Below are 21,199 nucleotides of genomic sequence, written 5' to 3'. Positions count from 1 at the left end.
AGTGGCGCCATTGCACCATTGTAGAGAGCGAACCCCTTTCAGGGGTCGTCCCTTGGGACATCACCGGGTTTGCCTGCTTGTGAACTCAGGCGAACTCCCATCCCGATATAGTCAATAGTTTTTACCTTGTCCATCGCTTTTTTGAACAACATTGAATTGAGATTATGACAGTTTCGACTACAGAAACAACATCTAGCAACCTTCTGCCCCCAGATGACTCAAAAGCTAGAGTCAGCCAGTTTATGCAACAGCTGCAAGACCAAATTTGTCAGGGTTTGGAACAGCTGGATGGAGGCGGAACTTTCCGACAAGATGCCTGGGAACGAGAAGAAGGCGGCGGCGGTCGTTCTCGCGTAATCCGCGAGGGTGAAGTATTTGAACAGGGCGGAGTTAATTTTTCTGAAGTCTGGGGACACCAGTTACCGCCATCGATTTTAGTGCAACGTCCAGAAGCTGCTGGACACGGCTTTTATGCTACTGGCACTTCGATGGTGTTACATCCTCGCAATCCCTACATTCCCACCGTTCACCTGAATTATCGCTACTTTGAGGCAGGCCCTGTGTGGTGGTTTGGTGGCGGTATCGATTTAACACCTTATTACCCATTTGCGGAAGATGTCGCCCATTTTCACCGCACCATGAAGCAAGCCTGTGATGCCCACCACCCAGAGTATTACCCGACCTTTAAACGGTGGTGCGACGAATATTTTTATCTGAAGCATCGGCAAGAAACGCGGGGAGTAGGTGGTATCTTTTTTGACTATCAAGATGGTCAAGGCGTTTTGTATCGCGGCCCTGATGCCAAGGGGCCAGCGGCAGATTATAGCAACAAAGTTGGTACGCCAGAGCCGCGCAACTGGGAACACATATTTGCCTTTGTGCAGCAATGCGGTCAGGCATTTTTACCAGCTTATGTTCCCATTGTCGAGCGTCGGCAGTCAATGGAATATAGCGATCGCCAGCGTAACTTCCAGCTATATCGTCGCGGTCGCTACGTAGAATTTAACCTCGTCTATGACCGAGGCACAATTTTTGGGCTTCAGACTAACGGACGCACTGAGTCAATTTTGATGTCTTTACCGCCACTGGTACGTTGGGAATATGGCTATCAACCAGAACCGAACACCCCAGAAGCTGAGCTTTATGAAACTTTCTTAAAGCCGCAAGATTGGGCAAACTGGACACCAGATACAGCGTCCCTGGTCTGAGTTAGACTATGGGAAAATATCCGCTTTGATAGCACAAGTGGGCTATTTTGGCTATATCTGAGGTGAGGGTCAGTGTTTCACATCAACCAGAAAACACATACGACCCAGGACGGTACTACAATCATCGTTTTGGCACCCACTGGACGGCTGGACATCAGAACGGCTTTGCAGTTTCGCGTTTATTTGCAGGAGTGTATCTTAAACCGCAGTCGTCATGTGGTCGTGAATCTCCAAGGGGTAGAGTTCATTGATAGCTCTGGCCTCACCTCGCTGGTAGCGGGGATGCGATACGCAGATAAAGTAAAAGGAAGTTTCCGCCTTTGTCATCCGCTACCAGAAGCCAAGGTGGTGTTTGAAATCACTATGATGGATTCGGTGTTGGAAATCTATGACGACTGCTTAGACTGCTTGGAAAATCCAAATGCCACGCCGAAAATCGGTTCCACCAAAGGAAGCGGCCCATTGCTACCCGGCGCTGAAGGTAAGGAATAAAGATTGGGATTGGAAATTGGAAATTGGGAATTGGGAATTGGGGATTGGGGAATTGGGAATTGGGAATTGGGAATTGTAGGACTCTTACCCAGTCCCCAGCCCCCAGTCCCTAGTCCCTAGTCCCTAGTCCCCAGTCCCCAATCCCCAGCCCCCAGTCCCCAGCCACTATTCTCAAAATCATGCAAAATAGACTTTTGCTACCTGTTATATATGAGTTAGAGTTAGACTACTGAAAGTTCAGTTCATGCGAGCGATCGCACTATAATGCAGCTCCTCTGTAGGTATTAAAGATGGAGCTTCCGGAGCAAGGAGGTCTTGGTGATTCACATCGATCAGAGAACACATACGACTCAAGACGGAACTACAGTCATCGTCTTGGCACCCACTGGACGCCTAGATATTACAACCGCATGGCAGTTTCGCCTGAAGTTGCAGGAATGTATTTCTAAACTCAGTCGCCACGTCGTTGTTAATCTCGGTCAGGTTAATTTTATCGACAGCTCTGGACTAACGTCGCTGGTGGCAGGGATGCGGGATGCTGATAAAGTCAAAGGTAGTTTCCGCATTTGTAACGTTCATCCAGAAGCCAAGCTGGTGTTTGAAGTCACCATGATGGATTCGGTTTTTGAAATTTTTGAAACTGAAGAAGAGGCTCTTGAAGGAGTACCTCGCAGCATGGTCAGCTGAGGCAGTTATTAGCCGCTTTAAGAGTTGGAAAGTTGAAAACTTGAAACGTGGGAACGTTTTGAGAATTTTCAAACTTTCATATTTTTAAATGCCTACTGACAAAGGACTTCAGGTCGGTAGCTCGGTAGAAAAATCTTGCCGCTTGCTGAAAATGTAGGGGCCAAGGAGCGCCCCCCAGATGGCTTTGCCTGTTTGGGGGTCTATCCCTTTGTCAAAGCTTCTAAATTCCTCCTGAGTTGCCTCAAATCCCAGAGCAACTTGGTAAGTTTGCTCTAGATAGGTAAAGCAGCACCGGGTATCAGGTGCAGGTACAGCGGAAAATTTATAACTATTTTGGGCTAAGTCTTGCTGAGTGACAGTTAGGGTGCAGCCTGGTAAAAAATCCATTTGCTCCGGTGTAAGTGTCTTCAGCAACGATGGATTCTGTCCAGCACCCCGGATGCGATCTGGATCTTTGAGCATATAATATTGCACCACAGACCCTTGTGAGGTGTCGCTTTGGCGCAGGCGCAGAATCCGGGGACGATAGGGTTGATCCAGTTTGAGGATGTTGGCTTGCTCTGCAAATAGGGTGAGGCTGTCTTCTGTAAATAAGTGTACTGGTCGCAGCCAAAGACGTAGGTGTACATACCACGCAGGATCTTTTATCGCTTGTTCTCGATTATCAAATTCCCCAGCCAGGTAGCTAGCGAGGAGAGTTAGTTCCGGGGAGAAGGTCATAAAAAGGCTAATGGCTAATGGCTAATGGCTGAATGGCTAATGGCTAAATGGCAATAAACAATTAGCCATTAGCGATCGCAGCGATCCCGCATTTTAGCTTGCTCAGAGGATCTGTAAAACATGAGCTTGGCAAACGTGTCCTTAAAGGAGACAATAGGGTTAAGTTTCCCTTAAAAATTCCCGGTGAATAACGTCCGCACTGTATCAGACACTAAAAGAACTTTTTATAGTCTCCACACCCGCCCCATAAACTCCATCTATCGGCGGGTAGTGGAAGAGTTGATGGTTGAAATGCACTTGCTTTCAGTCAATGTGGACTTTCGCTATGACCCCATATATGGTATGGGGGTGGTAACGTCCTTTAACCGCTTCATGCAAGGCTATCGACCAGAAAGGGATAAAGAACCCATTTTTGATGCCTTGTGTCAGGCAGTAGGGGACAAGACGGAACAGTACGAGCAAGATGCCCAGCGGCTGGAGGAATTAGCTAAGCGGCTTCCAGGTAAAGAAATAGTTGCTTGGTTAAACCCAACGGCGGATACTAGGGGTGCTTCAGAGTTACACGATGCAGCTGTAAAGGCGATCGCTAACCATACTCAATTTAAGTACAGCCGTTTGTTTGCGATTGGTCTATACACGCTGCTGGAATTGGCAGACCCAGACTTGGTTAAAGACGAAAAACAGCGAATTGAGGCACTTAGGCACATTTGTCTTGGCTTGAGCCTGCCGGAAGACAAATTGCTCAAAGATTTGGAGTTTTACCGCAGCAATCTGGAAAAAATGGCCCAGATGCGTCTGGTCATGGAAGATGCGCTCGTAGCAGAACGAAAAAAACGGGAACGTTCCGCAGATAAGGGCGTTGTGGCGGCTCCTCCAAATAGTCCTTAAGACTGAATTCGAGGCTCTAGTCTCGAAAAGTCTTTTTACCAGGCAAGAGCCTGGTAAAAAGGGTTATTAGGCTCCGACCTCCTTGGTTGTAGTGAACTCAATTTTTACTTTGTAGAGAATATTTCTAACATCAGACAAACTTAACCTTCTACCCTTTGGTGGGTAGAAGGTTAAGTTTTGTGTTTAATTCAAATGAGAAACGCTGTGGTTTCCTCCAGAAATCCCAAATCTCTGAATTTTTGCGATCGCAAATAATTGTCAAACTCAGATAATGGCGATCGCGCTATAGGGTATGCCGCTTCAGATTCGGCGGTTTGTGATGTAGTCTTAAACGAAAGGGGCTAAGCGTTGAATCAGCTGTTCGGCTGGCAGCACACCCTCAATGCGATCCACTTGCTGACCATTTTTAAAGAGTACCAGCGTCGGCAGGGCGTGAACCTGATAGTTAGTAGCCAAGTCTGGATAGTTATCCGTATCAACTTTTACAACTTGCACGCGATCGCTCATCCGAGTGTTCACCTGATCCAAAATCGAAGCCATCATCTGACATGGGCCGCACCAGGTAGCATAAAAATCTACTAATATCAGCTTTTGGGAACTAGACAGTAACTCTTGGAAACTGCTGAACTGCTTTTTGGTCGCCATATTACAAAATCAGTTTTCTACTCTTTCACGATTATCGTAATCTTTAAAAAGATTAAATCGGTCATTCCGAAGTACGAATCAACATAAGATAATTAGCGCGGTTGCACAATCGCGATCGTGTAAGCCGACGCAGCAAGAGGAATTATTGATGGAAGCATTGCTAAACTACCAGCAACGATTGCAGGGAAAGGTTGCCATCGTTACAGGCGCTTCACGGGGAATTGGTCGAGCGATCGCCCTCGCATTAGCATCTGAGGGAGCCGACGTAGTTGTTAATTATGCCAGTTCTAGTGGCGCAGCCGAAAAGGTGGTGGAAGAAATTACAGCCAAGGGGGTAGGGAGTGCGATCGCGCTAGCTGCCGATGTCTCCAAAGCTGACCAAGTAGACACCCTCTTCAACACCGTAATGGAGAAGTGGAACCGGGTCGATGTGCTGGTGAACAATGCTGGCATTACCCGCGACACCCTGCTACTACGGATGAAGCCGGAGGATTGGCAAGCAGTGATAGACCTCAACCTAACTGGTGTCTTTTTGTGTACGCGAGTCGTCAGTAAAGTGATGCTCAAGCAACGCTCTGGGCGCATTATTAATATTGCCTCAGTTGCAGGTCAGATGGGCAACCCTGGTCAGGCAAACTACAGCGCTGCCAAAGCTGGTGTAATTGGCTTTACGAAAACGGTTGCTAAAGAGTTAGCCAGTCGCGGCATTACGGTAAATGCCGTTGCACCCGGCTTTATCTCCACCGATATGACCAGCAATCTCAAGTCAGAGGAAATCTTGAAATTCATTCCTCTAGGACGCTACGGTGAGGCAGAGGAAGTCGCTGGTTTGGTGCGTTTCCTAGCAGCGGACGCTGCTGCTGGCTATATTACTGGTCAAACGCTTAATGTAGATGGCGGTATGGTGATGGCATAGAACACTATCTCCGGTAGAGACGTTGTATACGTCTCTACATTCTGCCCGCTTAATTCCATAAGCTCAAAGCAAAAGCTGAAATCTCCAGTTAGGGCGTAATTGAGAGATTATGATTGGGGTGTGCTTGCACTAATAAGGTTAAAAAGCGTGTAACTTAGGTAATTTCACTTAGGTGCTGTCCTAACATCTGTTCCAGACTTAATTACTAGAAGTTGCGTAGCAGCAAGTATTAGGAGCAATGATGGACAATCAAAATTTATCCACAGCACAAGCAAATTTAAAGCTTGCACTTTGGAATGTAGAAGCCGAGTCAGTAAAAAGTAGTAAAGTATACGCGCAACTTCAAGAGCTTGGGCTTCCCGAAGAAGTTGTCAGTCGCTTGCATGAACTAATAACCTTTACAAAAAAGGTTACGGGTAAAGTCTTTGCTGTCGGAAAAATTGGGCATTGCTGAATACGGGTATGATTACCCAAAATTTAGAACGAACCTTCGAGGTTTCAGCGATAGCTTCATACCTGCATTCAGCAACACCGAAAAATTGTGCTATTAAAAATTCTTCAGTTCGTCAAGGCTCATCCATTTTTAGTAGTCGGGGCTGGGATAGGTGCTGTAATTGGGGCTGCTATTGCAGGTTTAATAACACGGAGTAACCTTTCAGCAAGCCGCAGAAGCATTCTTCGATCCTTTTCTAGTTGTAGTTGATGCCAGCCGCAATAATGAGGAACGAGATGCCATCATTGGCTTAGATCGGCGGTGGAATCTTTTGTACGTTGTCTACATTGAGCGTGAAAACGACAGGATTCGGCTCATTTCAGCTCGCAAAGCAACACGCAAGGAACGTGAATATTATGAAAGCTGAGGCATTGAAAAAGTGATTAAATAAAAATCGTCCAATGACGACAATTACCATTCGCATTCCTGAAGATGTCATTGAAGATTTGAAGCGAGTAGCGCCATTACTGGGATTTTCTGGCTATCAGCCTTTAGTTCGCGCTTATATTGGTCAGGGACTTCGAGCCGATCTTGAGCGATTAGAGGGTGATACTGTCTCTGCACTGATTGCTAGTCTAAAACGTCATGGTGTTAGTGACGAAGCGATCCATGCCGCACTCAGCGAAGTAATTCATTAGAAACAGAATTTTGCAGCTAAACCAACTTGCGGCGGTGGATAGGGATAATTTGCCGCTATTGAGAGCTAGAGCGATCGCTCTAGCTGTTTATTATGTACCTCCCCCATATCAGTCGAGGTGAGGAGTCTCATACTTTCGGATTAGCACTCTTTGCCACTGAGTGCTAAATTGGAATGCGGAAGCGCTTTTAATACCAAAAATGGCAAAAATCATTGCATTTAATGAAGAATCACGGCGGGCGCTAGAGCGGGGCGTGAATGCCCTGGCCGATGCCGTTAAAATTACGCTGGGACCGAAAGGGCGGAATGTTCTTCTGGAGAAGAAGTTTGGCGCTCCCCAGATTGTTAATGATGGCATTACCGTCGCCAAGGAAATTGAATTAGAAGACCCGTTGGAAAATACGGGCGCTCGACTGATTCAGGAAGTAGCATCAAAGACTAAAGACATCGCTGGTGATGGCACGACTACAGCAACTGTGTTGGCACAAGCGATGATCAAAGAAGGCTTGAAGAACGTAGCAGCTGGGGCGAACCCAGTTAGCTTGCGGCGGGGAATTGAGAAAACAATCGCCCATCTTGTAGAGGAAATTGCAGCGCTAGCGAAGCCAGTAGAAGGCAGCGCGATCGCGCAAGTTGCTACAGTCTCGGCTGGTAACGATGAAGAAGTCGGTGCCATGATCGCTAAAGCGATGGAAAAAGTCACCAAAGACGGTGTAATCACCGTTGAAGAATCTAAATCGATCAGCACGGAACTCGATGTCGTCGAAGGGATGCAGATCGATCGCGGCTACGTTTCTCCCTACTTCATCACCGATACCGAACGGATGGTGGTGGAATATGAAAACGCCCGCATCCTGATCGCCGATAAGAAAATCAACTCGATCCAAGATTTAATTCCCGTCTTGGAAAAAGTCGCCCGGAACGGTGAACCCTTACTGATTATTGCCGAAGACATCGAAGGGGAAGCCCTAGCGACTTTGGTGGTAAACAAAATGCGGGGTGTACTAAATGTGTGCGCCATCAAGTCGCCCGGATTTGGCGAGCGCCGCAAAGCTATGCTCCAAGATATCGCCGTTCTGACTGGCGGTCAAATGATTTCCGAAGAAGTAGGTTTAAGCCTAGATACAGTCTCCCTGGAAATGTTGGGAACTGCTCGGAAAATCACCCTTGATAAAGAAAGCACCATCATCGTTTCTGGGGAAAAAACCGCAGACGTGGAAAAGCGGATTGTCCAAATTCGCAAGCAGCTAGAGGAAACTGATTCAGACTACGATAGAGAAAAGCTGCAAGAGCGGATTGCTAAGCTTGCTGGTGGTGTCGCCGTCATCAAAGTGGGTGCGGCTACCGAAACCGAACTCAAAGACCGCAAGCTGCGAATTGAAGATGCTCTCAACGCTACCAAAGCTGCTGTAGAAGAAGGCATAGTTCCAGGCGGTGGTACAACGCTGATTCATCTGAGCAAGAAAATCGCCGAGATTAAAAATAGTCTGGACGATGAAGAAAAAGTTGGTGCTGACATTGTAGGCAAATCTCTAGAGGCACCCCTGCGTCAGATGGCTGATAATGCTGGTGTCGAAGGTTCTGTGATCGTCGAGAAGGTGCGCGAGACTGATTTCAACATCGGTTACAACGCCGCTACTGACACCTTTGAAGACTTGATTGCGGCGGGGATTATTGACCCGGCGAAAGTTGTGCGTTCAGCATTGCAGAATGCTGGTTCAATTGCTGGCATGGTGTTGACCACTGAAGCCCTGGTAGTCGAGAAGCCGGAGAAGAAAGGTGCTGCTGCTCCCGACATGGGTGGCATGGGCGGCATGGGCGGCATGGGCGGCATGGGCGGCATGGGCGGTATGGGCGGCATGGGCGGCATGGGTATGATGTAGCCCGAACGACTGTTGGCGGAGCCTGCGCGTTAGCGCTTAGTCGCGGCTAGACAAAACTTAGCCCGCCTGCGCGGGCTTAATATAAAGGCGGTTTGTCTTTGGGGACAGGCTGCTTTTTTTTGGCGCGATCGCTCTTTATAAGAGATTTTGTAGGGGCGGGGAAACCTTGCCCTTACTGCTTTTTTGGCGCGATCGCGTATTGCGGAAGTCTAATAAATTGTTACAGTATTGGAAAATTACATTAAACTCCTTGCATTCATTTAGCCGTGAACTAAAGTTCCAGGTTTATAGCTAAAGTCATCCTCATGAATCCTGGGTAAATGTTTCAACCCGTTAAAACGATTTTAAGTTTTAAGCCAGAAATTTATTTCAAAAACATGAATGCAATAAGTCTATTAAATCGCAGCCAAAGATATTATTCCGAACCAGGGGAAGCTTCTGGAAGCATTTACCCCTTCAGAATTCAGCAGGCGAGGCTTTTGAAAGTTTTACTGGAACTAATGCCTAATGCCGCGTTCATGTGTTTTGGGAGGCCCATTTGCGTAAGATGGCACCAAATCCCATTGTTGGGCGCTCCTAAACTTTAGCTTTCCTAAAAGACGGACTATTTCAAACCGGAGGTAAACCAAAAGTGAAGCTCAAAATCCTGGTGACAGCAGCACTGCTAACCTTAATCTTGCCTGTGAATGCGGCGACCGCGCCAGAAAGTGATGTTTCTAAACTTGGGATATTAACTAGGATAGCTGGCGAATACGCAGCAATAGGACAAAGCGATAAAGCGGAGGAACTCTTAGCCCAAGCTCTTCCTCTGGTTCAAGCCATTTCTAATGACTGCGACAAATCGGAGCCGATAGCAGCAATTGCTGGTCAGTATGCAAAAGCAGGACAGCAGGCTAAAGCCAAAGAGTTACTAGACCAAGCAATTCGGGTTGCCAATGCAGCAAAAAACTGTCTTAGTCACAACGATGTTGTGGAAAACTTAGCAGACATCCAAAATCGGTATGTACAGGAAGGACAATATGACCTCGCGCTTCAAACCGTCAGAGGATTAGACAATGAGAATGAGGTATTTAAGATATATGGGCTTTCGTTAATTGCCCACCACTTTGCCGATACCGGACAAGTTGATAAGAGTTCTGCACTTTTAACCGAAATCGTGAAAGTTGCTCAATCTCTCAAGGATGCTCACGCTCAAGCCTTTGCTTTAGCTCGCAGCGCTGTCGAATATGCGAAAGCAGGACAAAACGCCCAAGCCATTGAGTTACTGAATCAGGCAATGAAAGTTGCACCAACTATCAATAATACCAACGAGGGTAAAAGTAACGTACTGGTTGGGATTGCTCGTGGTTACGCACAAGTGGGACAAACTGATCAAGCAATCAAAGCTCTCGATCAAGCCTTGCCCGTTGCGAAAACTATGTCTAACCCGGATTTCAAATTCCATGCTTTGGGTGAGATTGCGGTGCAGTATGCAGCAGTTAACGAGAAGGCGAAAGCGACTGAAATTTTTGGACAACTTCAGTCAATGCTGCAAACCGGAGAACCTGCTTTTAAATCCATATCGTTATCTAGCCTGGCTCATTTTTACGCAAATTCAGGGCAATATGAGCAAGCTCTGCGAATTGCACAAACTATCAAAGATGTCCAAGAGAAAGCTGGAGCGCTGTCTAGAATCGCTGGACACTATGCCGAGAAGGGACAATTTGAGTCGGCACTGCAAGTCGCCCAAACAATAAGTGATGCTAACCACAAAGCTGGGGCTTTGAGTGAAATCGTTCGCAGTTATGCCGAAGCTGGACAACTTGACCAGGCTTTAAAAGTCGCCCAAACTATTGAGCGTAAGTTTGACAAAACCATGATTCTATCTGAGATTGCGGTTAATTACGCCGAGGCAGGGCAACCTGACCGGGCTATTCAGATTGCCCAAACTATTAAGGATATTATGTCTAGCACTAATATCTCTAATGAGGAAAAGGACATAGACTGGATGTTGCCTGTAATTGTCAGCAGTTATGCAAAAGGGGGACAATTTGACAAAGCCCTTAAGGTTGCTCAAAACATTCAGGGCAAGCCTTACAAAGTTAATGCACTGAGTGATATTGCTAGTCAATATGCAGCAAGGCAGCAAAAGGATAAAGCTGCTGCCCTTCTCGCTGAGGCGCTTCAAATCATCCAGCCAATATCGCCCAGACAGTAGTCACAAATCTTTCGTGACCAGGCGGAAGTTTGGTCACGAGGATACACAGGGTGTTTTGCGATCGCTCTTGATGAAATCGAACTATATCTAAGTTTGCCCAGTGTGTACTGATCGAGAAACTGGCCTAAACAGAAAGCCAAGCGGTTGATGCCACCTAAACTGAATAATATCGCATCGGTTAGGAACCCTTGGCAGATTATGTCTACTCCTAAACAGAAGATAGCTGAGTTCTACCCGCCTCGACTCAACCGGATTTTTGTCCGCCTTTTGCAGACTATTGCGCCTCAATTAGTGCGCTGGCGCTTTCAGTTGGATGTGGAGATTAGCCAAGATTGCTTGGAGAAGCTGGAAAACTTGCGAGATCAAAGGCTGCTTCTATTACCCAATCACTCTAACTTCGACGATCCGGCGTCGATGTTTCTGCTATCAGCAAGGCTAGGTGAAGCCTTCAACTACTTAGCTGCTTTTGAGGGGTTCAAAGGGCTGCAAGGCTGCTTTCTTCAGCAAGCTGGGGTCTATTCTATCCGGCGTGGGGTTGCGGATCGCGCCAGTATTGCCCAAACCCTGGAACTGCTCAGCCAACCGAAATGCCATCTGGTAATCTTTCCAGAGGGGGGCTTCTCGTTCCAGAATGACACGGTGATGCCTTTCCGGGTAGGAGCAGTGCAAATTGCTCTACAAGCGATCGCTAAGTTGGTTAAGCGTGGCTCAACTCCGCCCGACTTCTACGTTGTACCCATAAGTATCAAATATCGTTACACCCAGGACATGAATCCGGCGATTGACGCTATCCTGAACCGACTGGAGCAAGCCCTACAGGTAAAAAAAGCATCTAGCTTATACGAGCGGCTGCGCGTTGTGGCAGAGCAAGTCTTGGTAAACTGCGAACAGGAATATGGTATTTACACTCCCGAAAATGCTCAAGAGCCTTGGAATCAGCGTATTTCCAACCTTAAAGCTTTCGTCCTCCACTCCTGCGAAGAAAAACTCGCGATCTCATCCTCTCCCAACGAACTGAACCGGGAGCGTGTCTATAAAATTGAGTACGTCCTACAGTCTAAGACTGAAACTTTAGAAGCCGATGATTTCTGGAATGCCTCGTCCATCCAAAAAGCCGCGAAGCGCCTTTTAAACTTCGATGCCATCTATGATGGTTATGTAGCTGCTGCCCCGACTCCAGAACGCTTTCTGGACACCCTCACGCGGCTGGAAAGGGAGGTGTTCGACATTGACCAACCGCCGCCCAAAGGTCATAAAATAGCAGCAATCTGGATCGGCGACCCAGTAAATCTTAAAGAATACTTTCAGGATTATCAACAGGATCGGTCTGGGACTGTAAATTTCTTAGTGGAAAAAGTCCAGCAGGCTGTACAGAGTAATCTTGACCGTTTAATGCCGTTTTCCCCATTCATCGCCACCCAGCTTCCCAACAAAGACGATCCAGGAGGGCAAGCTTTGAGTTCAAATATGGCATCAAAAAAGTAAATTAGTCTGAATAATATGCTTTTTACTTGATTAATTTTATCAGAATTTGAGTAAACTTAGATGAAATAGTGCAAATAAAATCCTCAATTTGAGATAAATCTGCATGACACAAAAACGCCCCCAACTACGTAACTTCGCGACACAGCCGAATCAAGATGATGAGGAGGATTTGTTTGAATACTTTTACGACAAACCCGGTGCTTTACCGGGGACAATCGTTATTGATAAAAATGCGCCGCTGCCCAAAATTATCTTAATTGACTACAACGAGACTAACCGGACTTGCCTAGCATTACAGTCCCCAGAACAGTGTGCTGAATATTTGGATACCGCGTCGGTTTCGTGGGTGGATGTTCTGGGATTAGGCAGTGAAGAAATTTTACAACAGTTGGGGAAGGTTTTTGATTTACATCCGCTTGTTTTAGAAGACGTGGTAAATGTGCCGCAGCGTCCCAAAGTGGAGGACTATGAAGACCATGTGGTAATTATTGCCCGGATGGTGATGCCCAAGGAAAGTGGGAATAGCTTCTATAGCGAACAAGTTAGTTTAGTATTGGGAAAACATTATTTACTCACTGTGCAGGAAGAACCGCAGCGTGATTGCTTTACGCCAGTGCGCGATCGCATTCGTCACAATAAGGGTACTATTCGCAAGCGCGGTGCCGATTATTTAACTTATGCACTGTTGGATGCCATTATCGATGGATTTTTCCCCGTTCTGGAAGATTACGGCGAACGAATTGAAGATTTAGAGGAAGAAGTTATCGCCAATCCCACACGCAAGACCCTAGACAAAATTTATCAAATTAGACGTGAACTATTGGCACTGCGACGCGCTATTTGGCCTCAGCGTGATGCCATTAATACTCTAATTCGAGATGGCAATAGTCTGGTCAGCGAGGAAGTGCGAATTTACTTGCGAGACTGTTACGATCATGCGGTTCAGGTGATGGACATGGTGGAAACTTACCGAGAACTCTCCTCTGGTTTAATGGATGTTTATATGTCTTCGGTTGGTAACAGAATGAATGAAGTTATGAAGCTTTTAACTGTAATTTCCAGTATTTTCATTCCCCTGACTTTTGTTGCCGGAATATATGGAATGAACTTCAATACAGAAAAATCTCCCTGGAATATGCCAGAACTAAACTGGTATTTTGGCTATCCGCTTTGTTTGGCGTTGATGATAGCGATCGCTTCTGGTTTAATCTACTTTTTCTGGAAGCGCGGCTGGTTCCAGAACTTCTCCACCATTAAGGATAAATAATCGATTCTTTTACGAAATGTTGAAAGGAGAGTTTTGAGTCCGGAACTAATAAATCTCAACTCCTAACCTCCTAAGTCTTAACTCTTACTTTTACACCAATTACTAATCTTGGACGATCGCAATTTACTACTTGTAACAGTTTATATCATCTGCGTTACTTATGTCTTGTACCGGATGGTAAAATCTTTAAATATAACTCAAGTCACAATTCAGTTGAATCAAGAATTACTGAATACGCAACTGGAAGAACAAAACCTAAAAGATATCCTTGAAATTCAATTTAAACTTAAAAAGCGATATCTACTAGAAGATTTGAAAGAGCTGTCAATCAGCATCAAAAATAAATCTCAGCAAGATTTTATAGAAATAGATTGGGATCGCAGTACGCTAACGGATTTTCAAGGGCAATCGCGGCGAGTAATTCGCATAACACCCACTATGCAACTCGACCTATCTGAGCGTCAAGTTTTTCGGGTTATTGCTGCTGGAAATGTCCTCTCAGAAAAGCTGACTGTAGAAGATGTCCTAAAAGGTGACGCAACAAACCCCACCTTGAAAATTAGTGCGCCTTTGTTTGACCTATCAAAGCTCCGAAAAGGCAAAGATACTCAAAAAAAGCTGTACAGCGACTTTATGACCAGAAACCGGACGCTGCAATTTTCTCTGAAGCTGGTGCTGAGGGTAGCTAATACTACCATTGAGGTAGGTAGACTTGTTAATCACATTTTATCTTGCGAATTCATAGTTAGCAAAGTTCCTTGGACAGAGTCTCTAAGCTGGAAACCTAAAGATGACGATTAAAAAGGAAAAAATAATATTATGTTCCAATAGAATTCCCTTAAAAATAGTGGTTTTATTTGGGTTTTTAACTCTACATAAATCCTAAATATGTTGTGGCGAGGCGATTCTTATTGAAGGAAATTTTACAATTTGTTTAGAACTGCTATCGTCGGTGGGGAATAGATAATACGCTGAGCCACCCATTACCAATTCCCAACCATACGCATAACATAAGTATTCAAGCGGACATGAGATGACCAATTCTTCAATTTTTATCTACCCAATGTCCTTGACAGCATATTGAGCTTCGCAGTGCAAACCAGTAGCAATTCTAAAAAGTTCTTGACCAGTGTGTAGGTAGCCATCATCGTAGTTGAGCGTAAACAACTCTAACTCCTCAATGCCATCCGCCACTTGATTAAGACAGTAGTAGAGGTGAACAGCTGCCCCCGCAACGTTGGCAGGATTGGGTAGAGAACGAAAAACCAGCTGAGCTTGTTTGAGGTAGTTGCGACAGTCTTGCAGGTAAGCCTGAAACGCTTCCATTAATTCATCATCAAAAGGATCGGCTGAAAGGTGATCTAGTTGCTCTGCTAGAGGATTGAGAATGCGACACAGCAGGCGGTTGACTGGCACATAGACTTGGCTTAGCCATTGCTGTAGTTGCTCGTCAGCGTCTTGGAAATGCCGATACCCGTAGGATCGTTTCTGGGCGTTATTTGCTGGCGGTTGTCGATACGAAGTCCTTTGGTAGGTCGTCTGGTAGCGACTTTGCTGCTGGTGTTGTTTAGCAACATATTGCTCTTGCCTAGAGCGTTGCTGCAACTGCTGGTCGTAAGATCGCCTTTGGTGGGGGTCGCCCAGTACCTCATAAGCGGCATTAATCCGGACAATCTGCTCGTGATTAGCTGTTTCGCAATGGCTGTCTGGATGAAACAGCTTTACTAAACGCCGATAGGCTTGCTTGATTTCTGCCCCTGTCGCACTGGGGCTAACGTCGAGGGTGTCGTAGTAATTAGAATCTGTCATGGAAATAGTACAGTTACTAATGGCTAATGGCTAATAGCTAATTGGTAATTGGCTAGATTCTTTCTGATTACCCACCACTGTTTGTTCTTAGCTATTAGCCACTAGCAATTAGCATTTGACCGCTAATCGCTACTTTAGCGTTAACTCACCACAGCTGGCACACGCGGTTCTGGATCTTGAAATAGGGGTGTACTTAAGTAGCGTTCTCCAAAGCTGGGCTGAACCACAACAATCAGTCGTCCTTCATTTTCGGGACGTTGGGCGACGCGAATGGCAGCAGCTAGGGCTGCACCTGTGGAGATGCCGGAAAGCAGACCTTCTTCACGGGCGAGACGACGACCGTAAGCGATCGCATCGTCATCTGTCACAGTAATCACCTCATCGATCATCTTCACGTTGAGGACTTGGGGAATAAACCCAGCACCGATCCCCTGAATTTTATGAGGGCCAGGGCGACCGCCAGACAAAACTGGGCTGTTGATCGGTTCGACTGCGATCGCTTTAAAATTCGGCTTACGTCCCTTTATCACTTCCGCCACACCTGTCAGCGTCCCGCCAGTACCAATTCCAGCCACCAGGATATCCACCTGCCCCTCCGTATCTTCCCAAATTTCCTCGGCTGTGGTTTCCCGGTGAATCTGGACGTTTGCTGGGTTACTAAACTGCTGCAACATATACGCATTGGGCGTATTGTCTACAATATCCTGCGCTCTCCTGATACAGCCGCTCATCCCTTCAATGCCCGGAGTCAGTTCCAATTGCGCCCCATAAGCCCGCAACATCGCCCGTCGTTCTGTACTCATAGTGTCTGGCATTGTCAAAATCAGCTGGTAGCCCTTCGCCGCTGATGCCATCGCTAGAGCAATGCCAGTATTTCCGGAAGTCGGTTCTACCAAGATTGTTTTGCCTGGATGGATCAGCCCCTGCTGTTCTGCCACATTAATCATGCTCGCCCCAATGCGGTCTTTCACCGAGGCAGCTGGGTTCATCCCCTCCAATTTCATCACAATCCGAGCCAAACAGCCTTCTGATTGGGGGATACGATTTAGCTGAACTAAAGGAGTCCGACCGACTAATTCTGTAATGTTTTGTGCGATCCGCATAGATTTAAGTAGTTGTTTTTTGTCAGTGGTAAGTCGTGAGCTGCTAAGGATACAGCAATGCCAAATAATCTAGTCGGTTTGATCCGACTTTAGCTGTTAGCCTGCAAATTCATTTGCAGGTGGTTGATGAATCCACTTCACTTTGCCGCCATCCCGCCTGGAAATTAATTTCCAGACTAATAGCGCTCCGTTAAAACGGACTACTTTAACAATTCGATTAATTGTCATCAAATTCATTTGTTCACCTTTTACTTGCTTCTTTTTTTATCGAGTCATCCTCTTGTTCACTGTCTCGTTCTAAAGACACGATAGTAGTTCCGGGAAAATAATATTAATATACTTTTTGGTTTCTAACGTAGGCTATAGCTTTATCGAGTTGTTGACTACCCAGCGAAAACAGTCCATATCCACGTTGCTATCCCAATGATGATCGGGAATTTGGTTTGCTATCATTCATTCAACTGATGACTGCTACTCCCCTTAAGGTTGTCAACAAAATCAGCTATTGAAACTGTGGGTGGAATAAAAGCTACCAGATCAATATAATTTTCTATGCCACGAATAGCATGAATAATAGAAACCAGTATGTCACCTTTACCAATGACATAACTGTATAAAGATTCTCTTTGACAAGTAATCAGAGGTTGACGAGCTTTTGTCCCCCAAAAAACATGATCATAAAGTTGCCACAGAGCCATTAATAGTCTTCCTCAAATTTTTTGGGAATCGAGTCCATTTTAAGGGACTTTCGCTATTAGCCTGGAACTTGAGTCCCAGGCGGGTAAGTGGGTAAGTGAGTCGGTATTAGATGTAATACATTATGTCCAACTGTCGCCTGGAATCTCGCTTCTGAGCCAAATCTTGAAGCGTGTATCCTTGCAAAACTGAGTTAGCTTTCTGATGCACTTCTTGCCATATTTCCGTAACTACCGAACTCTCTACCGTTTTGGGATTGGCATGGTTCTCAGTTGGTTTGGGTTCCAATCCTTCTAGACAATTCACAATTTCTAAAAGCGTAATTTTCCAGGGTTCTCGCGCCAGCAAATAACCACCCTTTGCCCCGCGTTGGCTACGCACTAAACCACCACGTCTTAACGTCGCCAGTAGTTGTTCTAAATATCGGTCAGGTATATTTTGGCAAGCCGCAATCTGCCGAATTTGCAGCGGTTCGCTGTTCTGATAGTGACTAGCTAGTTCTAATAGAGCTAGAAGTGCATATTCAGTTTTGCAGGAAAGTTCCACAAGCTTGAGATTGTGTGTGAGGGATCGTTAACTCTATTATACCCCGGTTCTCCACTGGGGTTTGGTGGTTTAATGCCGCTTGCTCGATAAATTGCTATTGATATGATCGCTCCTCTACTGGTTACTAGGCTGAGCCTCAAGTGAAGAGTGAGGCTCCAGCCGCGCTTTACCCGCCGCTTCGCTAACGCAGAAGGCATTTCCAGGCTCAGCCAGGGAAGGAGAAATAAAAAAAGCCCCGCTGAAGACGGGGCTAAATAATTTGACTTCGAGACGCTTAGGCTTTTTTGGTTGCCTATTATTGCCTAGAAGGTGAATGTAGTTCTCAGGGTACCGATCACAGCGTCATTGTTGTCATCGTTTTGGTTAGGATTGGTCAGCCAGATGACACCAGGAGTAACTGAGATGTTCTCGGTCAGCTGGTACTTGTAGAATCCTTCAAAATGATACGAGCGATCGGTCTTAATCCCTACTGGGCTGCCTTGAACTTCCAGACCTGCGAGGTATGGTTGCACACCTGCAAAAAGTCCTAGTACGTTCCCCCGCTTACCCAAATCCGGGAAAGCAACGCCTAATCCGTAGTACCAAACCTCTCCTCTCGTACTATTCTCAACGGCGCTAATATCAGTCTTACCAACGAAGCCGCTCACGGAGAATCTGTCACTCACTCGCAAGGCACTCGAAAGACCATAGGAGTTAGTTATCAGCGCGGTATTCCTATCCAGTACTAATGGAAACCGAGCCCCTGTCCCAAATGCCGCTTGTGGATCGTTAGCCGCACCAGTACCTATTATTGGGTTCTCGTTCTGTGACCGACTTCCGCCAATGTCGAATATTCCATCACCCCGGTTGTGGTAGCCATGAACGTAGGTTGCAGCCAAGCCGACGCGATCGTTTAAGGTAAAATTCAACTGAGCTATAGCCGAGTAGTCACCGTTGAATAGACCAAACTTATCACCAGGGTTCTCTGCATTATCTGCTAGATAACCCACGGTTAGTGATGTGGGGCCAAGCAGTGGCGCTCTTCCTACACCCAGTCTGATCCCGGCACCCGCACCACCACCGATGCGATAGATGGGACTTTGTTGTGCAAAGGTTGAGAGTGAACCGTTACCCCCGTCTCCGTCATAGAAGTAAGGATTCAAAACTGGAACGTAGTCGGCATGAAGTCCTCCCGTGGCGGCAATGTAAACTTTGGAACCGCCATAGTTGAATTCATATGCCAACCAGTCTATTCCGACGTCGTTGTTGCCTTCGCCAAAACCAAGGTTAAAGGTTTGGGTTCCCTCAAATGTACGTCTATTATCAGGATCATCGGTTAGTCTGAAGGCATTGAGGTTTCCAGCAGCAAGACGGGTGTGCAAGATGTCTGAACCCGTAAAGCTGGTTTGGAAGTCTAAGCGCACCCTGTCGCCGAAGACGGTGTTATCATCAACACCTTCACCAAAGCTGTCCGTAACCGCGAAAATTGCTTCGCCAACCAGTTTGGTTGTGGTGGAGAACTGATTTTCTTCTAGGAATTTGGTGCGTGCTTCCAGGTTGTCTACCCGTGTCCGCAAGGTTGCTAGTTCCGCCCCAAATTCATCGATTAGCCGCTGTAGTGTGGACAAATCTTCTTTGGTGACGAAATCTGCTGTGGACGCGGCAATCAATTTTTCAATTTGCAGCAAACAGGAATTCAAACCAGCAGCAAACTCATAGCGGCTCATAGCGCGGTTGCCGCGATAGGTGCCATCTGGATAACCCGCGATACAACCGTAGCGTTCTACCAGGCTTCTCAGAGCTTCATACGCCCAATCTGTCGGTTGTACGTCCCGCAGCTGGGAAACGTTAGTTACTTGACTCTGAGAGTTATTCCCTTCCCGGCTGTAGCGGTTGATTTGGTCTAAAACGGTGCTGTTATCTACCGTTGACGCTCCAGACGGTGTTTGCGCCAGTCTTGAGTCTGTCGCTGGCATTGCCGGGACAGAAGTGCTAGGCAATGCTTCTAGAGGCTGACTCTCGCTTCTTGCCACCTGGTTTGGTATTTCTACTCCAGATGGTGTTACAGGTAAAGAACTCAAAGCTTCGGCTGATTTCGCCGTTTCCGGACTCTCACTCACTGCCATCTGTTCCGGCGTTTCCACCTTAACGGGTGTCGCGGGGACAGACGCTTCAATGTTAGCCGCCGTCGCTTGGCTGAGGGAAGCTGCCATCTCTTCTGGCAATTTCACATCAGCAGATGTCGCTGAAAACACAGGCAACTGGCTTTCTGCTGCTACTTCCGGTGCAGCTGCCACTGCCACTGGCTGCGATACCTTTACTTTCTCCTCTGTCGTTTGCGACTGAATCGCTTCCATGACCACTGGAGTTTCGGCTGCGATCGCTGCCGATGAAACTACCAAGGCTGCTCCCAAAACGGCTGGGCTTACTAGCAGAGACTTCCACGTTAACTTAGCCATCTTTCCTCTTTTCCTCACACCTTATGCAGAAAGATTGACACCCTTCTTTCATTTTTCATGTAATCGTAGCACAGGTATTAGCCTAACATCATCCCCTTTATGATGAAATGCTTATACCACGCCAATGTTAGAATTTTACTTCTTTTTTGGCAAGAGTTATTCTAACTTTTTAATACCTTGTACTAGAGCAAAATCTTTTTCCGTAAAACTACCACCATCATGGGTAGTCTATAGATTTATCCCCTGTGTTTGTGTATAGTCCAGCAGAGCGCTCTCTAAATTCCGTTGCGATGATGTCTCGCCGCTTCAGCTCACTTCCAATAACTTACAAAGTCTTTGCCTATGCTGCTAAATGGAGCTTTTAGCTTCTGTAAAATCTTTAAATTTCCAGCTGCATCTTATCTTTTTCCTCTCTACCGTCAAGCCTGATAGCTGAGTGATGCCTTCTGGCATTTCCGCTTTCTGTCTTTATGAGCAACTGCGCCTTTATCAGTGGAAGAGAAGTCAAATTGCTGCCTACCTAATTCCTAGCCCCTTAAAAACTATCCGCTCTCACGGGAAGTGATTTGGGATTAACCATTACACTTAGTGTGAGAGCGGTCTAGTTGGGTCTTCAGTTTAGCACCAGACTGCCGGAAGATTCTCCTAGCCAGCCCAGCTCTTTCGCTGCTCTAATCCCACAAGGGGATTAAAACTGGCTTTTAGAGAACAGCCCCGGCGCACAGCCGGTTGACGCTAACCTGATGACCCATAAATTTACTACTATCACTCATGGGCATCACCTCCTATCTACCTTAGCGGTTGGATGTCTCAAAAGGATTAGGGTGTTTATCGCTTGCGAATTCATCACCCTCATTTAAGATAGCACACACAAAAGCGGATTGTGTGTAGCGAGGGAGAAAAAAAAATCCCCTGCTCATCGGCAGGGGATTTGGAAGAGAGGGAGAATAGTTCATCCCCCATCTTTCAGCTTTCTTACAGCGCGTTACCGCGAGGCAGAACTTCTTCAGGGAACTCAAAGTTCTCGTGAGGCTGATCTTGAGGAGCCATCCAAGCGCGAATCCCCTCATTCAACAGAATGTTCTTGGT

General features: G+C 46.4%; 20 protein-coding genes and 2 pseudogenes. 13 read left to right on the top strand and 9 right to left on the bottom strand.

Translation table 11 applies throughout. The features are described 5' to 3' along the window. Positions 1–164 precede the first annotated feature (164 nt). The 3 genes from hemF (at position 165) to H6F74_RS25290 (ending at position 2,387) form a co-directional block, all read left to right on the top strand. A complete protein-coding gene (gene hemF / locus H6F74_RS25300; protein ID WP_190444894.1) occupies positions 165–1,208 on the top strand; it encodes an oxygen-dependent coproporphyrinogen oxidase in 1,044 nt (347 codons plus the stop codon). A 72-nt stretch (positions 1,209–1,280) separates the two neighbouring features. Beyond that, positions 1,281–1,700, top strand: coding sequence for an anti-sigma factor antagonist (locus H6F74_RS25295; protein ID WP_190444893.1), 420 nt, complete (start codon positions 1,281–1,283; stop codon positions 1,698–1,700). Positions 1,701–2,018: 318 nt separating this feature from the next. Continuing rightward, positions 2,019–2,387, top strand: a complete 369-nt coding sequence (locus H6F74_RS25290) for an STAS domain-containing protein (RefSeq protein ID WP_190411700.1) — start codon at positions 2,019–2,021, stop codon at positions 2,385–2,387. Between the two features lie 108 nt (positions 2,388–2,495). Here the strand turns inward: H6F74_RS25290 and H6F74_RS25285 are convergent, their stop codons facing one another. Further along, positions 2,496–3,107 (bottom strand): chromophore lyase CpcT/CpeT, encoded by a 612-nt coding sequence (locus H6F74_RS25285; RefSeq protein WP_190444892.1) that lies wholly within the window; start codon positions 3,105–3,107, stop codon positions 2,496–2,498. Positions 3,108–3,290: 183 nt separating this feature from the next. Here H6F74_RS25285 and psb29 point away from each other — a divergent pair, with 183 nt between their 5' ends. Further along, on the top strand, positions 3,291–3,995 hold the full coding sequence (psb29, locus tag H6F74_RS25280) for a photosystem II biogenesis protein Psp29 (protein ID WP_190444891.1): 705 nt from the start codon (positions 3,291–3,293) through the stop codon (positions 3,993–3,995). Positions 3,996–4,322: 327 nt separating this feature from the next. Here psb29 and trxA read toward each other — a convergent pair whose 3' ends face one another. Next, positions 4,323–4,640, bottom strand: coding sequence for a thioredoxin (gene trxA / locus H6F74_RS25275; protein ID WP_190424097.1), 318 nt, complete (start codon positions 4,638–4,640; stop codon positions 4,323–4,325). A gap of 148 nt (positions 4,641–4,788) precedes the next feature. Here trxA and fabG point away from each other — a divergent pair, with 148 nt between their 5' ends. From fabG to H6F74_RS25230, 9 genes and pseudogenes are all read left to right on the top strand, one after another. Then, positions 4,789–5,556: a 3-oxoacyl-[acyl-carrier-protein] reductase gene (gene fabG / locus H6F74_RS25270; protein WP_347269553.1), complete on the top strand. Its 768-nt coding sequence runs from the start codon at positions 4,789–4,791 to the stop codon at positions 5,554–5,556. A 238-nt stretch (positions 5,557–5,794) separates the two neighbouring features. Continuing rightward, positions 5,795–6,010, top strand: a complete 216-nt coding sequence (locus H6F74_RS25265) for a hypothetical protein (RefSeq protein ID WP_190444890.1) — start codon at positions 5,795–5,797, stop codon at positions 6,008–6,010. Between the two features lie 190 nt (positions 6,011–6,200). After that, positions 6,201–6,416, top strand: a pseudogene (locus H6F74_RS25260) (BrnT family toxin); the annotation flags it as partial. Between the two features lie 34 nt (positions 6,417–6,450). Continuing rightward, the gene (locus tag H6F74_RS25255; protein ID WP_199301629.1) at positions 6,451–6,687 is read left to right on the top strand and encodes a hypothetical protein; all 237 of its coding nucleotides are present in this window, start codon (positions 6,451–6,453) and stop codon (positions 6,685–6,687) included. A gap of 199 nt (positions 6,688–6,886) precedes the next feature. After that, positions 6,887–8,569: a chaperonin GroEL gene (gene groL, locus H6F74_RS25250; RefSeq protein WP_190444889.1), complete on the top strand. Its 1,683-nt coding sequence runs from the start codon at positions 6,887–6,889 to the stop codon at positions 8,567–8,569. Between the two features lie 631 nt (positions 8,570–9,200). Further along, positions 9,201–10,766, top strand: a complete 1,566-nt coding sequence (locus H6F74_RS25245) for a tetratricopeptide repeat protein (protein WP_190444888.1) — start codon at positions 9,201–9,203, stop codon at positions 10,764–10,766. A gap of 198 nt (positions 10,767–10,964) precedes the next feature. Continuing rightward, positions 10,965–12,251, top strand: coding sequence for a 1-acyl-sn-glycerol-3-phosphate acyltransferase (locus H6F74_RS25240; RefSeq protein WP_190444887.1), 1,287 nt, complete (start codon positions 10,965–10,967; stop codon positions 12,249–12,251). Between the two features lie 103 nt (positions 12,252–12,354). Beyond that, positions 12,355–13,518, top strand: a complete 1,164-nt coding sequence (corA, locus tag H6F74_RS25235; RefSeq protein ID WP_190444886.1) for a magnesium/cobalt transporter CorA — start codon at positions 12,355–12,357, stop codon at positions 13,516–13,518. A gap of 108 nt (positions 13,519–13,626) precedes the next feature. Next, a complete protein-coding gene (locus H6F74_RS25230) occupies positions 13,627–14,319 on the top strand; it encodes a hypothetical protein (protein ID WP_190444885.1) in 693 nt (230 codons plus the stop codon). 255 nt (positions 14,320–14,574) lie between these two features. Here the strand turns inward: H6F74_RS25230 and H6F74_RS25225 are convergent, their stop codons facing one another. From H6F74_RS25225 to H6F74_RS25195, 7 genes and pseudogenes are all read right to left on the bottom strand, one after another. Then, positions 14,575–15,327 (bottom strand): DnaJ domain-containing protein, encoded by a 753-nt coding sequence (locus H6F74_RS25225; protein ID WP_190444884.1) that lies wholly within the window; start codon positions 15,325–15,327, stop codon positions 14,575–14,577. 140 nt (positions 15,328–15,467) lie between these two features. Beyond that, entirely contained in the window at positions 15,468–16,430 is a 963-nt protein-coding gene (cysK, locus tag H6F74_RS25220) for a cysteine synthase A (RefSeq protein ID WP_190444883.1), read from the bottom strand. Positions 16,431–16,526: 96 nt separating this feature from the next. After that, the gene (locus H6F74_RS25215; protein ID WP_190444882.1) at positions 16,527–16,667 is read right to left on the bottom strand and encodes a hypothetical protein; all 141 of its coding nucleotides are present in this window, start codon (positions 16,665–16,667) and stop codon (positions 16,527–16,529) included. 212 nt (positions 16,668–16,879) lie between these two features. Beyond that, positions 16,880–17,128 (bottom strand): transposase, encoded by a 249-nt coding sequence (locus H6F74_RS29525; RefSeq protein WP_199301627.1) that lies wholly within the window; start codon positions 17,126–17,128, stop codon positions 16,880–16,882. Between the two features lie 106 nt (positions 17,129–17,234). Then, a complete protein-coding gene (locus H6F74_RS25205; protein WP_190444881.1) occupies positions 17,235–17,672 on the bottom strand; it encodes an Rrf2 family transcriptional regulator in 438 nt (145 codons plus the stop codon). Between the two features lie 302 nt (positions 17,673–17,974). Beyond that, positions 17,975–20,110, bottom strand: a complete 2,136-nt coding sequence (locus H6F74_RS25200; protein WP_190444880.1) for an iron uptake porin — start codon at positions 20,108–20,110, stop codon at positions 17,975–17,977. Between the two features lie 975 nt (positions 20,111–21,085). Continuing rightward, positions 21,086–21,199: pseudogene (locus H6F74_RS25195) on the bottom strand (photosystem II protein D2); the annotation flags it as partial.

It is taken from the genome of Trichocoleus sp. FACHB-90 (genome assembly GCF_014695505.1).
Taxonomy (GTDB): domain Bacteria; phylum Cyanobacteriota; class Cyanobacteriia; order Cyanobacteriales; family FACHB-T130; genus Funiculus; species Funiculus sociatus.
The sequence above is the reverse complement of the archived record's forward strand: the minus strand, read 5'-3'. Positions and strand labels throughout refer to the sequence as shown.

What these genes read in the sequence shown, in the direction of transcription:
- hemF (WP_190444894.1), top strand. Translation starts at nt 165, where the DNA reads ATGACAGTTTCGACTACAGAAACAACATCTAGCAACCTTCTGCCCCCA.
- H6F74_RS25285 (WP_190444892.1), bottom strand. Translation starts at nt 3,107, where the DNA reads ATGACCTTCTCCCCGGAACTAACTCTCCTCGCTAGCTACCTGGCTGGG.
- trxA (WP_190424097.1), bottom strand. Translation starts at nt 4,640, where the DNA reads ATGGCGACCAAAAAGCAGTTCAGCAGTTTCCAAGAGTTACTGTCTAGT.
- fabG (WP_347269553.1), top strand. Translation starts at nt 4,789, where the DNA reads ATGGAAGCATTGCTAAACTACCAGCAACGATTGCAGGGAAAGGTTGCC.
- H6F74_RS25265 (WP_190444890.1), top strand. Translation starts at nt 5,795, where the DNA reads ATGATGGACAATCAAAATTTATCCACAGCACAAGCAAATTTAAAGCTT.
- H6F74_RS25255 (WP_199301629.1), top strand. Translation starts at nt 6,451, where the DNA reads ATGACGACAATTACCATTCGCATTCCTGAAGATGTCATTGAAGATTTG.
- groL (WP_190444889.1), top strand. Translation starts at nt 6,887, where the DNA reads ATGGCAAAAATCATTGCATTTAATGAAGAATCACGGCGGGCGCTAGAG.
- H6F74_RS25240 (WP_190444887.1), top strand. Translation starts at nt 10,965, where the DNA reads ATGTCTACTCCTAAACAGAAGATAGCTGAGTTCTACCCGCCTCGACTC.
- corA (WP_190444886.1), top strand. Translation starts at nt 12,355, where the DNA reads ATGACACAAAAACGCCCCCAACTACGTAACTTCGCGACACAGCCGAAT.
- H6F74_RS25225 (WP_190444884.1), bottom strand. Translation starts at nt 15,327, where the DNA reads ATGACAGATTCTAATTACTACGACACCCTCGACGTTAGCCCCAGTGCG.
- cysK (WP_190444883.1), bottom strand. Translation starts at nt 16,430, where the DNA reads ATGCGGATCGCACAAAACATTACAGAATTAGTCGGTCGGACTCCTTTA.
- H6F74_RS25215 (WP_190444882.1), bottom strand. Translation starts at nt 16,667, where the DNA reads ATGAATTTGATGACAATTAATCGAATTGTTAAAGTAGTCCGTTTTAAC.
- H6F74_RS29525 (WP_199301627.1), bottom strand. Translation starts at nt 17,128, where the DNA reads ATGGCTCTGTGGCAACTTTATGATCATGTTTTTTGGGGGACAAAAGCT.
- H6F74_RS25200 (WP_190444880.1), bottom strand. Translation starts at nt 20,110, where the DNA reads ATGGCTAAGTTAACGTGGAAGTCTCTGCTAGTAAGCCCAGCCGTTTTG.